The following is a 15275-nucleotide window of genomic DNA, read 5'->3' on the forward strand; positions in this document are numbered from 1 at the left end:
GCCTGTGCGCCGGGGCTTTTTATGTGCTGCGTATTCTGGGCAGTTTCGGGGCCTGCCAATAGGCGCCTGTATCCTCGCGAGCCTTTTCATAGGCTTCGACCCGGCGGCGGGCGTCCTCGCCACCTGCGGCGAAGAGATGGCTGAGAAGGCATTCCAGCACGGCCATGGCCCCGGAAAAGCTGGAGAAATGGTGCATGGACCGCGTGCTGATCTGTAAGCTGACATCGGGTCGCAATCCCGGCGCGATCACGTCGCTGTCCGAGATCAGGATGATCCGGACCCCTTTGTCTGCCGCAAAGCGCATGGTGCGGATGGTTTCTGCCGAATAGGGCCGCACGGTCATGGCCAGCAGGCAATCGTTGCTGTCCGCGTCCAGCAGATCGTCAGTGGCAGAGCCCATGTGCCGTGGCACCAGTTGCAGGCCGGGATGCGCCATGCGGCCCGCGTAGTGGAAATAGTAAGCCAGGGCGTAACTGGCCCGCGTCGCGGTGATGAAACAGCGCTGCGCGTTCAGAATAAGGTTGGTCGCGTCCTTGACGTCTCCGGGGTCCATCAACCGCAGTGATCTTGTAGCCACATTTAACTCGTTGCGGGCGAAATCGGCCTGGGCTGCGCTGAACGGTCCGTCTGCCCCTTGGCGTGACAGCCAGTCCTGATGCAGGCGGTCCTCTCCGTCCGTGACCAGAGCTTGCCGGAACGGGTGGCGGAAGGCGTCGTAGCCGTCAAACCCCATACGCTGGGCAAGGCGCACAAGGACGTTTGAACTGACGCCGATCTTCTCGGCTGTGACGCGGATCGGGTCGAGGCCAAAGTCGCCGGGATGGTCGATCACGTATTTGGCCGCCGCCTGCAATTGCGCCGGCATGTGGTCGATCTCGTGTCTGAGAGCGTTGGTCAATTGGTTGAGGGTGTCGGTCATGGTGTGAAAGAAAACATATGTTTTTAAATTTTCCAATTGAAAACGTCCGGGGCATGGATAGATCGGCTTTGTGTTTAACGGAGCAACCGATGACCGACCTGCCTGACAAACCTTACATCCTCGTCGCACCCAATGGCGCGCGGCGCGGGCATGTGGATCACCCGCACCTGCCAGTTACCCTGAAAGAGACGGTCCAAACCGCGCGGGCGTGTCGTGAGGCTGGGGCAGATGGCTTGCATCTTCATATTCGGGATGCGCACGGGCAACATTCGCTGGATGCAGGGCGGTATCTCGAAGCCGTCGCGGAACTGAAAAAGCAGGTGCCCGATCTTGACATTCAGATCACGACCGAGGCTGCGGGCATTTATGGCGTCGATGCCCAGTATGGGTGTTTGCGACAGGTGCGGCCCGGTTGGGCATCGGTCTCGGTGCGTGAGATCGCGCGGGCGCCCGAGATGGCGGATCGTGTCTATGGGCTGTGTCAAGATCAGGGGACGCGCGTTCAGCATATTCTGTATGATGCTGAGGATGCGGCATTGCTGACCGAATGGCAGCGCGCAGGCATTGTCCGGGACGGGCAGGAGGTTCGCCTTTTGGTGCTGGGACGCTATTCGACCGGTCAGGTGTCGTCGCCCGAGGATCTGGATCAGTTCCCGCAGGATCGCTCACCTTGGATGGTGTGCGCCTTTGGGCCGCGTGAACATGCGTGCTTGCATAATGCCGCGCAGCGCGGCGGAGACCTGCGGGTCGGGTTCGAAAACAGCCTGACGAATTCTGACGGACAGCCATGGGCTGACAATGCGGCGTCGGTTGCGGCGCTGGTGTCTTTGATCAAGGGAGTTTCGAAATGAGCCATGTTTTTCCGCGCCACACCAAGGCTGCTTTGCCTGTCGCCGCCGGGGGCGAGGGGTGTTACCTGATTGATGCCGATGGCAAGCGTTATCTGGATTGTGGCGATGCGGCGGTGTCCTGTCTGGGGCATTCCAATCCTGCCGTTATCGAAGCGGTTCAAAAGCAGGTCGAACAGATCGCTTTTGCTCATAGCGGGTTCATGACCTCGGAACCTGCCGAGGCGCTGGCGGATTTGCTGATCGAGCATGCTCCGGGCGATCTGGATCGGGTGTATTTTGTCTCGGGCGGGTCCGAGGCGACCGAGGCCGCGATCAAGCTGGCGCGGCAGTATTATCTTGAGATCGGCCAGCCCGAGCGCCGCCACGTGATCGCACGGCGACAAAGCTATCACGGCAATACGCTGGGGGCTTTGTCGGCGGGCGGCAATGCCTGGCGGCGCGCGCAATTTGCGCCGATGCTGATCGAAATGACTCATATCGCGCCCTGCTATGAATATGCCGAGAAGCCCGAGGGTGAGAGCAGTTTTGACTACGGCCAACGTGTCGCCAATGAGTTGGAGGCCGAAATTCTGCGGCTTGGTCCTGAAACGGTTATGACATTCATGGCCGAGCCGGTTATCGGGGCGACGCTGGGCGCTGTTCCGGCGGTGGACGGGTATTTCAAGCGGATTCGCGAAATCTGCGATCAGTATGGCGTGCTGTTGATCCTGGATGAAGTCATGTGCGGCATGGGGCGGACCGGGCATCTGTTTGCCTGCGATCATGACGGGATCGCTCCGGATATTCTGTGTATCGCCAAGGGGTTAGGGGCTGGTTATCAACCGATTGGTGCAATGCTGTGCGCGGGCAGGATCTATGAGGCTATTCAGAACGGCTCTGGCTTCTTTCAGCACGGGCATACCTATATCGGCCATCCGGTGGCCACGGCAGCGGCTTTGGCGGTGGTTAGCGAACTGACCGGGCGTGATCTGCCCACGCGCGCCGGTGTGATGGGTGAGAAACTGCAATCGGCGCTGGAAGCTGCCTTTGGCCAGCACCCGAATGTAGGCGATATTCGCGGGCGCGGTTTGTTTCGGGGGATCGAACTGGTTGCTGATCGGGACAGCAAAACCCCGTTCGATCCGGCGCATGGTGTGGCCGGGAAGATCAAGAAGGCGGCAATGGCCGAGGGGCTGATCTGCTACCCGATGTCGGGAACCCGCGACGGCAAGAACGGCGATCACATCCTGCTGGCACCGCCCTTCATCATCGAAGAGGCGCAGATTGACGAGTTGGTTTCAAAACTGGCGAAAGCCATCGACGCGACGCTTCCGGTCTGAAAAAGCGGTCAGAGGGCCGTGTTCTGCATGGCCTTCTGATAATGCGCGTTGAATGCCATGATCGGATGCTCTGACTGGGAAGAGCAGGCATTGTCCACGACCAGTGCACCATGACCAATGGCACCGCTTTCCAATCCGCGCTGTACTGAATCCACAATCGGGCCGTCCTCGGCAAAGGTGGTGGTGCGGTGTTGCAGGATGATCTCGCGCTCGACCGTGTTGGGGGTGGCGTCGGGCAGCCACCAGTCTACCTCGATCTTGGTGGAGTTCACGCTCAGCGGTTTCCAGCGATAGGTGTTCACGATGCCACCGGGATAGACTTGAAGCGCGAACAGGGGAAAGAACCACCAGGTCAAGAATTTGTCCGTGCGCGCAGCGGGGTCCGCCACATACTCATAGGATTTCTGGGAATCCGGCCGGGCCGGGCTGGCGTGGCGAATGCCGTAATCGTGACCGCGCGTCTGGTATTGATCCGGGTCGACAACGCCTGTGGTCAGGGTCTTGTGCACCACAGCGCAGTGGTAGCATTCGTTGAAATTCTCGGCCACGACCTTCCAGTTCGCACTGGCCAAGCGTTCCGTGCGGTCGGCGCGCTGGTAGGTGGGCAGGTTGGGGGCATAGTCCGAAATCTCGCCAAGCGCCTCCTGTGCCAGTTCGGCCATCGGGCGAGCATCCGCATCCAGATTGACCAGGATCAGCCCAAAAAAGACCTCAATCCGCACCGGGCGCAGTTTGTACTGGCTTTTGTCGAACCCGGGAAAGGCAGTGGCATTTGGGGCGGCGCGCAGCTGACCGGTCGTGTCATAGGTCCAGGCGTGATAGGGGCAGGTCATCTTTTTGGCGCAGCCCTTGCCATTCAGCAGCTCATGCCCGCGATGCACGCAGACATTGTAGAAAGCGCGGATTTCACCATCCTGACCCCGGATCACAATCACCGAGATACCGCTGATATCTTCGACAACATAGTCTCCGAGGTCGGGCAGGTCGGTTACATGGCCAACCAGTTGCCACGCGCGTCTGAATATGCGGCTGCGTTCGGTGGCAAACACGGCCTCGTCGCAATAGGCCTGCGACGGAAGCGACTGATAAACGCCGCCGGCAAAAGACATTTCACCCATCGTAGCCTCCCAAGGATCCGTGGCATTCGGATTGATCCAAACCCCGATCCACATCTTTCCGGATTGCGCCAAGGCGGCGTCGAAATCAGAGCGTCTGAAATCGACCTGTTGTCGCTTTCCGGCCTTCAGGATGTGCGGATTATCTCGATGGGATGCAAATCGCGATCAATGACGTTCAGGTGAACGAAAAAACCCTGCCAGATCGTCTCTGACAGGGTTCGAATTGGGATTGCTTGCCGGGATTATTTCTGCGGCAGCGGGCCGATCATCATGATCATCTGACGGCCTTCCATCTTCGGCATGTTCTCGACCTTGCCGATATCCTTGATGTCTTCGGCAACGCGTTCCAGCAGTTCACGCCCCAGGTTCTGGTGCGCCATCTCACGACCGCGGAACCGCAGGGTGACTTTGACCTTGTCGCCCTTTTCCAGAAACTTGAAGACGTTCTTCATCTTGACGTCATAATCATGCGTGTCGGTGTTGGGCCGGAACTTGACCTCTTTCACCTCGATGATCTTTTGTTTCTTGCGGGCCTCGGCTTCGCGCTTTTGCGTTTCGTACTTGTACTTGCCAAAGTCCATAATCTTGCAGACCGGCGGATTCGCGTTGGGCGAGATCTCGACCAGATCGAGGCCGGCATCGGCGGCAAGTTGCATGGCTTTGGCGGGATGAACCACCCCGACATTTTCACCTTCAGCACCAATCAGGCGGATTTCGGGGGCACGGATTTTGTCGTTGACGCGCGGTCCGGTATCTCTCTGCGGCGGCGCGTTGTGGGGTCTGCGAGCTATGGGTTCATTCCTTTGATGATTGCAGAATTTCGAGCCCGGAATTTAGACCGGGCCGGGCAGCGTTTCAAGCAGCATAAACGCCTGTAAGTCGGAAATTCCCGTGAATTATCGCGGGAATCGGCTGGCCGGGTCAGGAAAGGCCCAGCCAGCCGTGTCGATCAGCCGACAAATGCCTTTTCGATCACGAATTCCTTGGGTTCCGAGTTTGCGCCCTCGCGCAGGCCGAACTCTTCCAGGATTTCCTTGATGTCCAGGTTGAAGGCCAGCGAGCCGCAGACCATCGCGCGGTCGGTTTCGGGCTTGATGCCGCCTTCGATGCCCAGATCGGCAAACACGGTGCCGTCTTTCAGCAGTTCCGTAATGCGGCCCATCTTGGGGCTCTCTTCCCGCGTTGTTGTCGGGTAGTAGCGGATCTTGTCGGCAAAGCCTTCGCCCATCAGTTCGGCCAGCAACTCGTCCTGACGAATGCTTTCAATCAGCTGGCGGCCATATTCCAACTCGGCCACTTCGCGGCAGGTGTGGGTGATGATGACCTCATCATAATCCTCATAGGTCTGCGGCTCGCGCAGCAGCGAGGCAAATGGCGCAAAGCCGGTGCCGGTGGCAAAGAACCACAGACGTTTGCCGGGCAGCAGGGCATCATGCACCAGCGTGCCGACGGGCTTGGGCCGCAGGATGATCTGATCGCCGGGTTTGATATGCTGCAGCTTCGAGGTCAGCGGGCCGTCCTGCACCTTGATCGAGTAAAACTCCAGCTCTTCATCCCACGAAGGCGAAGCAATCGAATAGGCGCGCAGCAGAGGTTTCTGACGCCCGGTTTTGGGGTCGGGGTCGCCCATCAGGCCGATCATCACAAACTCGCCCGAGCGGAACCGCAGCGTCGCAGGGCGCGACACTTTGAACGAGAACAGGCTGTCGGTCCAATGCTTCACATCGGTCACAGTCTGCGCGTCGGGCAGTACGGGGGCCTTTACGGCGGTTGCTTCACTCACGGGTTTCATCTCTGTCATCGTTTCACTGCCGGTGAGGTAAACCGACATCTCCGTTTAATCTTTGATCCAAGTCAGGAAAAGGGGACAGTTTGCCCCCTTCCTTCACAAGCTGGCGATGGCGGTCTTAACCGCGCAGGCGGGCCTGGTAGTTGTTCTCTTTCCAGTCGGCGCGGGCCAGCCACTGATCTTCGGGCTGACGGGTCGCCAGGGCGTTGTCGATTTCAACCTCGTCAAACCCGCTGCGGCGGGCCATGGCGTATTGGTCGGCCAGAACGTGCCCCTTGGCGCGCAGACGTCCGGTAAAGCCTTTCAGGCGCAGCACGCGCGCGATGGTGAACCCACGCCCATCCGCCGAGGACGGAAAGTCCACGCGTACCATTTTTGCGCTGCCCAGACGGTCAATCAGCTCATCCGGGTCGGTGTCCGAGGCCACATCCAGCGCCACAACATCATTCGCGGCGTCTTCCAGGGTCACAAAGCCGTCGGTCCAGTCATCGGGGGCGAACCCCTCATCCGTTACGATTACGTTCATGTTTTCTCTCCGGCGCGCACCATCTTGCCATCGACAAAATGGATGCCGCATTCTTCCTTGTTCTGGTCGCGCCAGCGCCCGGCGCGGGGGTCTTCGCCCTCTTTGACCGGCGAGGTGCAGGGCGCACAGCCGATCGATGGGTATCCTTTGGCCACCAGCGGATGCCGGGGCAGGTTGTTTTCTTCCATATAGGCGCGCACATCTTCGGGCGCCCAATGGGCCAGCGGGTTCACCTTGATCCGGCCTGTTCCGTCCTCGACCTCGAAGAAGTCAAGCGCGGCGCGGGTGCCGGACTGGAATCTCTTGCGCCCGGTAATCCAGCCGCAATACCCGGTCAATGCCTGTTGCAGCGGGAAGGTCTTGCGCAGGTTGCAGCACGCATCCGTATCCCGCAGGCGCAGCGCGCCATAGGGGTCTTCCCGCTGAATGTCCTGATCATCCGCGCGGATGATCTGAACGTTTTTCAGGCCCAGGCGCTCGCTGACCTCCTGCTGGTATTCCAGCGTTTCGGTGAACAGCATCTGCGTGTCCACAAACAGCACCGGGGTCATTTTGTCGACCACCGCCGCCATATGCAGCAACACCACCGATTCCGCCCCAAAGCTTGAGACCAAAGCAAGCTCGTCGATCTCTTCGATTGCGCCATGCATAACGTCATGGGCGCTGTGGTGGCGGAACCGGTTGTTCAGCGCGTCAACCTTGTCGGTCAGCTCGCGCCGGTCTGCACCCAGTTCCGTCTGGATAAGGTCAAGCGGCATTCGCCTGAGCCTCGGGGTAGAGGGCCGCCTTGAACGGAGCCATACCGACGCGGCGATATGTTTCCAGGAAGGTTTCTTCGGCGCTCTCACGCTGGTTCAGGTAGGTGTCCACGATACGTTCGACGGCTGGCACGATCTCGTCATAGGCAAAGCCCGGACCAATGCGGTCGCCAACGGCGGCTGTTTCGGTCGCGTCACCACCCAACGTGATCTGGTAGTTTTCGACGCCTGCGCGATCCAGACCCAGAATGCCGATATGGCCTACATGGTGGTGACCACATGCGTTGATGCAGCCTGAGATCTTGATCTTCAGGTGACCGATATCATGCTCCAGCTTCAGCTCGTCAAACCGGGTCGCGATTTCCTGCGCAACCGGGATCGAGCGGGCCGTCGCCAGCGCGCAGTAATCCATGCCGGGGCAGGCGATGATGTCGCTGATCAGGCCGATATTGGCTGTGGCCAGTTCGTGTTCTTTCAGCTTGGCATGGATCGCGGGCAGGTCCGACTTGTGGACATGGGGCAGGATCACGTTCTGCTCATGGCTGATACGCAGCTCGTCATAGGCGAAGGTTTCGGCCAGATCGGCCATTACGCGCATCTGCTCAGCCGTTGCATCACCGGGCGTTGCGCCATGCTTTTTGATCGAGATCGTGACAATCGCGTGGTCCGCGTTCTTGTGCGGTGCGATGTTGGTATCGACCCACGAGCGGAAAACCGGATCGTTGGTATAGGCGCTTTCAAACGACGCAACCGAACCTTCGCGGAAGGCGGGGGCAGCAAAGTGGCCCTTGATTTCTTCCAGCAGCGCCATGTCGGCACCTTTGAACTGCGGGCGAACCTGCAGGAAGCGCTCGTTGACCTTGGCGCGGATGGCGTCGATGCCGTGTTCATGCACGGTGATCTTGATACGCGCCTTGTATTTGTTGTCGCGGCGGCCGATCTGGTTCCACACGGAAACGGTGGCCTCGAGATAGGCCAGCAGGTCGTCAAAGGCGACGAATTCGGACAGTTCCTTGCCGATCATCGGGGTCCGGCCCAGGCCGCCGCCCACGATGACGCGGGCACCCAGAACGCCGTCACGCTCGACCAGTTGCAGGCCGATGTCATGCGCCTTGATCACGGCGCGGTCATTTTCGCTGCCGGTGATGGCGATCTTGAACTTGCGCGGCATGAACTGGAACTCGGGGTGGTCGGTGGACCACTGGCGCAGCAGTTCGGCATAGGGGCGCGGGTCGGCGATCTCGTCCGCGGCGGCACCGGCGAAATGGTCGGCGGTCACGTTGCGGATCGTGTTGCCTGAGGTCTGGATGGCGTGCATCCCAACTTCGGCCAGCGCGTCCAGCATATCCGGCACGTCATTCAGTTTCGGCCAGTTATACTGGATGTTCTGACGGGTGGTGAAATGGCCATAGCCCTTGTCCCACTTCTCGGCCAACAGGGCCAGTTGGCGCATCTGCGCGCTGTTCAGCGTGCCGTAGGGAATGGCGACCCGCAGCATATACGCGTGCAGCTGTAGATACAGGCCGTTCATCAGGCGCAGGGGTTTGAATTCATCTTCGGTCAGCGAGCCGTCAATACGACGCTCGACCTGCGCGCGGAACTGTTTGTTGCGCTCTGCCAGGAATGCTGTGTCGAACTCGGAGTAGCGATACATATCTAGCTGTCCTTAGTTGCAGCCCCGAACTTTGGGGCCTTTGGGGAGAGGAAGAGGGGCCGGAAGTCAGGCCCGGGGCTGCGTTTCAGTTTCCTGCTTGCCATGGGCATAGTTCGAGGGCCCGGTGCGGCGGAACTCCTCGCGGAAATGGGTGGTTTCGGGGCCGTTTGCGCCAGCGGCTGCATCGGCAAGATAGGCACCAACGATCTTGTTGGCCTGTCGGGCGGCGTCCAGCAGACGGACCTGCGCGTGGGCTTCATCAGTGATCAGCTCGGCCTCGGACAGATCGCGCGACCAGCGGTCATCCTCGGTCTGGTAGATCACGTCGCCTTCCAGCAGGTCATTTGCAGTGACAACTTTAGGGGTAAAAGCGCGGGCCATCAGGCAAGCTCCTTATTGAATTCGGTCAGGGCCTCGGCCGCTTGGCGCGGGGCAAGGCCATAGAATGTCAGAACCGGGCCGTCCATTTCGGCGGCGCTCAGGTCGGTGGGCAGTTGATCGAGTGTGCTTGCCACAACGCGCTGATCCGGGCGCGAGGCATTTTCGATCAGTGTTACAGGTGTGGCGCGATCAGCACCGTGCATGATCAGGCGACCCTGGATGAAACGGGCGGATTTCTTGCCCATGTAAATCGCGGCAACCGATCCCTCGCGCGCCAGAGCGGTCCAGTCGTGATCGGCGAAACCCTTCATGTCATGCCCTGTCAGAAACCGGACCGAGGAATTGCGCCCACGCCGGGTCAGGCTTTGACCGATGCCCGCAACGGCTGCAGAGGCCACAGTGATGCCGGGAACGATGCGCCACGAGATACCAGCAGCCTCAACCGCTTCGATTTCCTCGTCCAGCCGCCCAAACACGGTGGGGTCGCCGGATTTCAGACGCACAACGCGGTTGCCTTTCAGGGCATAATCGACCAGCAGTGCGTCAATATCGGCTTGCTTCCATGACGGGCCGAACCCAGCCTTGCCAACATCCACCAGATGCGCGCTTTGCCCGGCAAGGGTCAGGACGTCTTCGCCGATGAGACGGTCATGCAGAACGACATCCGCGCGCTCAAAGGCTTTCAGGGCCTTGAGCGTCAGCAATTCCGGATCACCGGGACCAGCGCCGACAAAGTCGACATGTCCTGTGCGTCCTGTTTCGTTCGTAAGCTGCATCAGATCGTCCAGAGCTTGGTTTGACTTGCCCTACAATATAGGAAATATTCCCACCAAACCGCCATATCGCGGAATAAATAAGAACGTGCGTCTTATTAAGCGACCTGTTTGGGACGAGCGTTTCGAAACTGAAGGAAAAATGGAATGTCGGTGCGGATAGACGATACGGATCGGAAAATTCTGGCTGAGCTGCAGCGCGATGCCAGCCAGTCGCTGGACGAAATAGCAGCCCGGGTCGGCAGTTCCAAGACCCCGGTTTGGAATCGAATCCGCAAGCTCAAAAGCGCCGGAATCATTGGTCAGCAAACGGTATTGCTGGACGCCGAAGCGCTGGGGTTCGAGGCCACTTTTTTTGTTCTGATCCGCACATCCGAGCACGAAGCCGACTGGCAGCGTAAGTTCCTGAAAGCCCTTCGGGATCAACCCGAAGTGCAAGAGGCACACCGACTGGCAGGGGACATCGACTATATTCTGAAAGTACGGGTTAAAAATGCCCGCGCCTATGATCAATTTTACCAGTCTCTGATATCAGAGGTTCGTGTCCACAACGTCACCGCATTGCTGTCAATGGAAGAGATCAAGTCCACGACCATGCTTCCCTTGAACGCCTTGGCCAGCACCTAAGGGGGTTGGGGGCGCTGCCCCCGCCGCCCCTGTCGGGGCGACTCCCCCGGGATATTTCCAGCCAGATGAACAGGGGATCCAGACTTCATCTGGCTAAAAATATCCCCGCCGGAGGCATCGCGCGGAACGCGCGATTTGATTTTAGGCTTCAGGCCAGAACCATTAGGTGTTCAAGGCCGTGAAAATGGTAGCTGTCCGAGTATGTTGGCGGCTCGGTCAGGTGCAGATTGGGGCATCTGTCGAACAGGATGGGCAGAGCGATGCGCATCTCGAGCCGGGCCAGGGGCGCGCCAACGCAAAAGTGCAGGCCGCCGCCAAAGCTTGAGTTTGTTTTGACCGGACGCTTTGGATTGAAGATATGCGGGTCCGGCCATGCCTCGGGGTCCCGGTTGGCGGCACCCAGCAACAGCGCAACCTGATCGCCGCGTTTGAAGGAATGGCCAAAAACCTCAACCTCTTCATAGGCATAGCGGGTGAACATATGCAGGGGCGGATCGAAGCGCAGGATCTCCTCCACAGTGCCATCGATTGCATCCGGCCCGAGGGTACTGCTGCCCAGACCGCATTGAAGAAGGGTTTTTACACCATTCCCAAGTGAGTGGACCGTCGCCTCATGCCCTGCATTGAGCAGTAAGATGCAGGTGGCGATCAGTTCATCGGTTGACAGCCTGTCGCCTTCTTCTTCTGCCGCAATCAGGCGGGTGATCAGGTCGTCACGCGGGTCGGTGCGTCGTTGTTGGATGTAACCGTCTAGAAAGGCGGTGAAATCCTGTGCGGATTGCGCTGCGTTCTGTTCAGTCTCTGACGTGCGGCTTGCCTGATACATCGCGACCATGTCGTGGGACCATCTGAGCAGGTCGGGGGACATGCTTTCGGGCACCCCCAGCAGGCGGCAGATCGTTATGACAGGAACTTGCGTGCAATAGGCATCCAGTAAGTCGAAGGGCCGGTCCGGAAACTGATCAATCAAGTCATGGCACAGGGTTTCGATCGACGGGGCCAAGGCGGCAATGGCGCGCGAGGTGAAGGCCCGTGTGACCAAAGCCCTCAGCCGCGTGTGGCGGGGTGGTTCAGTCTCAAGCAGCGAATGAGCCTCGACCGCCAGCCACGGGGCCAGGTGATCCGGGCCGGGTTTTGCAAGCTCAGCAGGGATTTCGCGACCAAAGCGGCGGTCGCGCAACAGCGCGTGGACCGCCTTGTGCGAAACGGCGGCGACCATGTTGTAGTCGCTCCAATAAACCAGATCTCCATGCGCGCGGGCTGTGTCATAGAACGGATAGGGGTCCTGAACGAAACCCGGATCGGTCGGAGATTGAGAGACGGTCTTCATGCGGCGCAGACTTGCCATCAGGCGGCGTGAATGCAAGACCCTATGTCATGCAAAGGTTTTGGGTCATTTGCGGTTTCCTGATCGCGGTCGGTTTATTGTCGGCAGGTGTCTGGTCCTACGGGTATCGGCAGGCGCTGTCGCAGCTGAGTGAAAAGGCCGAAGCCGATCTGGAGCTTGCCGCCGACCGGCTGAGCACTCAGATGCAGGTCTATCAGGAGCTTGCGGTTCTGATGGCAGGTCACCCGACGCTGGCCGCGCTGGAAACGTCCCAGCAGCAGCAAGAGGCGCGCAAGGTGCTATTGGATGTGGCCGACAAGACAGCTGCGGTCAACATGATGTATCTGGATCGAACTGGCCGCGTTCTGGCCTCGGCCCAGCCAGTTGCGCAACGCAGCATGGCGGGGCATCCCGCGTTTGAGCGTGCATTGCAGGGCGCGATAGGCAGTGCGCATGGTGTCGAAACCGAAAGCGGAAACAGGATCTATTCCTACGCGGCCCCGGCTTTTGGTCCAGCCGGACAGGTCGTAGGGGCCTTGATGGTGTTCGCAGATGTTCAGGATGTCGAACAGACCTGGCGCGGCAGTACCGAAGCGGTTTTCTTTGTTGATCACAACGGCGTCGTCTTTATCTCGAACCGGTCCGATCTGTTGTTCTGGTACCGCGCCGACGGGCAGCGGGGGTTGACGCCGCCCGAGGGCGCGCCAGTCGATTTTGCCTCGTCCTGGGTTGGCGGGCACGAGTTATGGCGGTTGAACTGGGGCCGTTACCTGCCGCAGCACGCGCTGCATCTGACGCTTGATCTGCCGGTGATCGACATGACCGCCGAGGTGCTGGTGGATGTGGCCCCGGCGCGCCGGTTGGCCGGGTTGCAGGCGGCGGCGGTGGCCGCGATCTGTCTGGCCTTTGGCGCCTTGTTGTTTCTGGCCACCGAGCGGCGGCGTACTTTGGCCGAAGCCAATGCCGTGCTTGAAGGCCGCGTGGCAAAGCGAACACGGGATCTGACGACCGCCAACACAGCCCTGCGGCGCGAAGTGGCTGAGCGGCAGGAGGCGGAGGCTGCCTTGAAGCAAGCTCAGGCGGATTTGGTACAGGCTGGTAAGCTGAGCGCATTGGGTCAGATGTCGGCGGGCATCAGTCACGAATTGAACCAGCCCTTGATGGCCATTCAACAGTTCGCCGACAATGGTGCAGCCTTCATGGAGCGGGGGCAGGGTGAAAAGGCCGGAAAAAACCTTGGCCGTATCTCGGAAATGGCCGCGCGCATGGCGCGGATCATCAAGAACCTGAGGGCCTTTGCGCGCAACGAAAGCGAGCCTATGGGCAAGGTCGATCTGGTTCAGGTGATCCAATCGGCGATTGAACTGACAGAGGCAAGATTGCGTGAAGAAGGGGTAACGTTGGACTGGACCCCACCGACCCATCCGGTGAATGCGTGGGGCGGTGAGGTTCGTTTGGCGCAGGTCTTTGTGAACCTGATCAACAACGCCATCGACGCGATGAGCGGGCAGGCAGACAAGCGTATCTTGATCGAGATTGGAACCGGAGATCGCGTTGTTGTGGCGATACGCGACAGCGGGCCGGGTATCGAAGACCCCGACAAATTGTTCGAGCCGTTTTATACCACCAAATCCGTCGGCTCGTCCGAAGGCATGGGGCTGGGCCTGTCGATTTCTTACGGGCTGGTGCAGAGTTTTGGCGGCAATATTCGCGGTGCGAACGCCGAAAACGGCGCGGTATTCACTGTCGAGCTTGAGTATTTCAGAGAGGAAGAGGTTGCATGACACGCAGGGTCCTTCTGGTCGATGACGATGCCGCCGTGCGTGAGGCGCTGGCGCAGACTTTGGAACTGGCCGAATTCACGCCGGTTCCGGCAGGATCCTTTGTTGCGGCAAAGGATCATATCCGGGCGGATTTTCCCGGTGTCATCGTCTCGGACATTCGGATGCCGGGGCGTGACGGTTTTCATCTTCTGACCTATGCGCGCGATGTGGACCCCGAACTGCCGGTGATTCTGTTGACCGGTGAGGGGGATATTCCGATGGCGGTGCAGGCCATGGGGCAGGGGGCGTTTGATTTTCTGGAAAAGCCCTGCGCGGCCTCGGATCTGCTGGTGGTGCTTGAACGCGCTTTTGCGCAGCGGTCGCAGGTCATGGAAAAGCGTGCACTGAAGTCCGAGCTTGAGCGCGGCGATCCCGCAGCGCGTTTGTTGTTCGGCCTGTCACCACAGGCCGAGGCGTTGCGCGAGCGGGTGCGAAACGTTGCCCCAACCGGGGCCGAGGTTTTGGTGACAGGGCCGCCGGGCAGCGGGGTGTCCAAGGTGGCCGAAGTTGTGCATCTGATGTCTCCTGTTGCACAGGGTCCCTTTGTGAAGCGCGCGGGATCCGCGTTGACTGCTGAGGAGCTACTGCAAGGGTGCGAGGATGCCGCCGGCGGGTCCTTGTTTCTGGATGAGATCTCGGCAATGCCGCAGGCCACGCAATATGCGGCTCTGGAACGGATTGAACAGGGTACGGACGCCCGGATTCTTGCGGGAACAACAGCGGATCTGGCCGCGCTGTCGGACGAGGGGCGTTTCAACGCCGATCTGTTCTATCGTCTGGACGTGATGCAGGTGCGCATTCCGTCTCTGGCCGAGCGGCCCGAGGATATCCCGGTCATCTTTCGTCACTATGTGGCGCAAGCCGCTGAACAGGCCGGTATCCCCGAGCCCGAGATCACCTCGGACCATCTGGCGTCGTTGATGGCGCGCGATTGGCCGGGGAATGCACGCTCGTTAATGTCTGCAGCGATGCGGTTTGTGTTGGGGATGCCCGAGGATGTCGCTCAGGCCGCGGAACTTGGGTTGAGCGATCAGATGGCGCGGGTCGAACGGTCGTTGTTGATTGCGGCTTTGGGGCGGCACAATGGCAAAGCCTCGGACGCGGCAAAGGCACTGAAACTGCCGCGCAAGACGTTTTATGACAAGCTGGCGCGGTATCAGATCCGCCCCGAGGATTATCGCAGATAAGCAGACCCTCCCGCCAGCTTTGCCCGCATTTTCATGCGATCAAACCTGTTGGGCCAGGCAGCCCGCTGGCGCGGGCTGCGGTGGGTGTGATGGGTTAAGGGATTGATTCTGGACCGGTGATTCGAAAACCGTGCGGATTTCCGCACATCTTGGTTTTCCGCTGTGCGGATTTCCGCACATCCTTGGCTGGGTGATAAAATACGTACGTGAAAGACATAATTTA

The 15275-nt window shown here is 59.7% G+C and carries 15 protein-coding genes; 5 read left to right on the forward strand and 10 right to left on the reverse strand.

Going from position 1 to position 15275, the window contains the following annotated elements; all coding sequences use genetic code 11:
* Positions 1–19 precede the first annotated feature (19 nt).
* Positions 20–919, reverse strand: a complete 900-nt coding sequence (locus ACR0KX_RS06685) for a MurR/RpiR family transcriptional regulator (RefSeq protein WP_170621730.1) — start codon at positions 917–919, stop codon at positions 20–22.
* Between the two features lie 89 nt (positions 920–1008).
* Between ACR0KX_RS06685 and ACR0KX_RS06690 the strand changes: the two genes are divergently transcribed.
* Complete coding sequence (locus tag ACR0KX_RS06690; RefSeq protein WP_480708122.1) at positions 1009–1770, forward strand: beta-keto acid cleavage family enzyme; 762 nt, start codon at positions 1009–1011, stop codon at positions 1768–1770.
* Positions 1767–3089 (forward strand): aspartate aminotransferase family protein, encoded by a 1323-nt coding sequence (locus tag ACR0KX_RS06695; RefSeq protein WP_480708124.1) that lies wholly within the window; start codon positions 1767–1769, stop codon positions 3087–3089. Before ACR0KX_RS06690 ends, ACR0KX_RS06695 begins: the two co-directional genes overlap by 4 nt.
* A gap of 8 nt (positions 3090–3097) precedes the next feature.
* Here the strand turns inward: ACR0KX_RS06695 and ACR0KX_RS06700 are convergent, their stop codons facing one another.
* The 8 genes from ACR0KX_RS06700 to cobA all read right to left on the reverse strand — a co-directional run bounded on the left by ACR0KX_RS06700 (position 3098) and on the right by cobA (position 10091).
* Entirely contained in the window at positions 3098–4261 is a 1164-nt protein-coding gene (locus ACR0KX_RS06700; RefSeq protein ID WP_480708126.1) for an aromatic ring-hydroxylating oxygenase subunit alpha, read from the reverse strand.
* 188 nt (positions 4262–4449) lie between these two features.
* Positions 4450–5040 (reverse strand): translation initiation factor IF-3, encoded by a 591-nt coding sequence (infC, locus tag ACR0KX_RS06705; RefSeq protein ID WP_480626269.1) that lies wholly within the window; start codon positions 5038–5040, stop codon positions 4450–4452.
* A 116-nt stretch (positions 5041–5156) separates the two neighbouring features.
* Positions 5157–6008 carry a ferredoxin--NADP reductase gene (locus ACR0KX_RS06710; protein WP_170450982.1) on the reverse strand — a complete coding sequence of 284 codons (852 nt, stop codon included), beginning with the start codon at positions 6006–6008 and terminating at the stop codon, positions 5157–5159.
* 106 nt (positions 6009–6114) lie between these two features.
* Entirely contained in the window at positions 6115–6522 is a 408-nt protein-coding gene (locus ACR0KX_RS06715) for a DUF934 domain-containing protein (protein ID WP_170450979.1), read from the reverse strand.
* Positions 6519–7280 carry a phosphoadenylyl-sulfate reductase gene (locus ACR0KX_RS06720; RefSeq protein WP_170621734.1) on the reverse strand — a complete coding sequence of 254 codons (762 nt, stop codon included), beginning with the start codon at positions 7278–7280 and terminating at the stop codon, positions 6519–6521. The genes ACR0KX_RS06715 and ACR0KX_RS06720 overlap by 4 nt, the downstream gene beginning before the upstream one ends.
* Positions 7270–8934 carry a nitrite/sulfite reductase gene (locus ACR0KX_RS06725; RefSeq protein ID WP_480708128.1) on the reverse strand — a complete coding sequence of 555 codons (1665 nt, stop codon included), beginning with the start codon at positions 8932–8934 and terminating at the stop codon, positions 7270–7272. The genes ACR0KX_RS06720 and ACR0KX_RS06725 overlap by 11 nt, the downstream gene beginning before the upstream one ends.
* 66 nt (positions 8935–9000) lie before the next feature.
* On the reverse strand, positions 9001–9315 hold the full coding sequence (locus ACR0KX_RS06730) for a DUF2849 domain-containing protein (protein WP_170621736.1): 315 nt from the start codon (positions 9313–9315) through the stop codon (positions 9001–9003).
* Positions 9315–10091 carry a uroporphyrinogen-III C-methyltransferase gene (gene cobA / locus ACR0KX_RS06735; protein ID WP_480708130.1) on the reverse strand — a complete coding sequence of 259 codons (777 nt, stop codon included), beginning with the start codon at positions 10089–10091 and terminating at the stop codon, positions 9315–9317. The genes ACR0KX_RS06730 and cobA overlap by 1 nt, the downstream gene beginning before the upstream one ends.
* Positions 10092–10235: 144 nt before the next feature.
* On the opposite strand from cobA, the gene ACR0KX_RS06740 reads away from it, so the two are divergent.
* Positions 10236–10715, forward strand: a complete 480-nt coding sequence (locus ACR0KX_RS06740) for an Lrp/AsnC family transcriptional regulator (protein WP_170518306.1) — start codon at positions 10236–10238, stop codon at positions 10713–10715.
* A gap of 148 nt (positions 10716–10863) precedes the next feature.
* On the opposite strand, the gene ACR0KX_RS06745 is transcribed toward ACR0KX_RS06740, so the two are convergent.
* Positions 10864–12045 carry a cytochrome P450 gene (locus ACR0KX_RS06745; RefSeq protein WP_170453043.1) on the reverse strand — a complete coding sequence of 394 codons (1182 nt, stop codon included), beginning with the start codon at positions 12043–12045 and terminating at the stop codon, positions 10864–10866.
* Between the two features lie 47 nt (positions 12046–12092).
* Between ACR0KX_RS06745 and ACR0KX_RS06750 the strand changes: the two genes are divergently transcribed.
* Positions 12093–13826 carry an ATP-binding protein gene (locus ACR0KX_RS06750; protein ID WP_170621738.1) on the forward strand — a complete coding sequence of 578 codons (1734 nt, stop codon included), beginning with the start codon at positions 12093–12095 and terminating at the stop codon, positions 13824–13826.
* Complete coding sequence (locus ACR0KX_RS06755) at positions 13823–15052, forward strand: sigma-54-dependent transcriptional regulator (protein ID WP_170518314.1); 1230 nt, start codon at positions 13823–13825, stop codon at positions 15050–15052. The genes ACR0KX_RS06750 and ACR0KX_RS06755 overlap by 4 nt, the downstream gene beginning before the upstream one ends.
* Positions 15053–15275: the final 223 nt, after the last annotated feature.

Source organism: Ruegeria sp. BG5, from assembly GCF_056538425.1.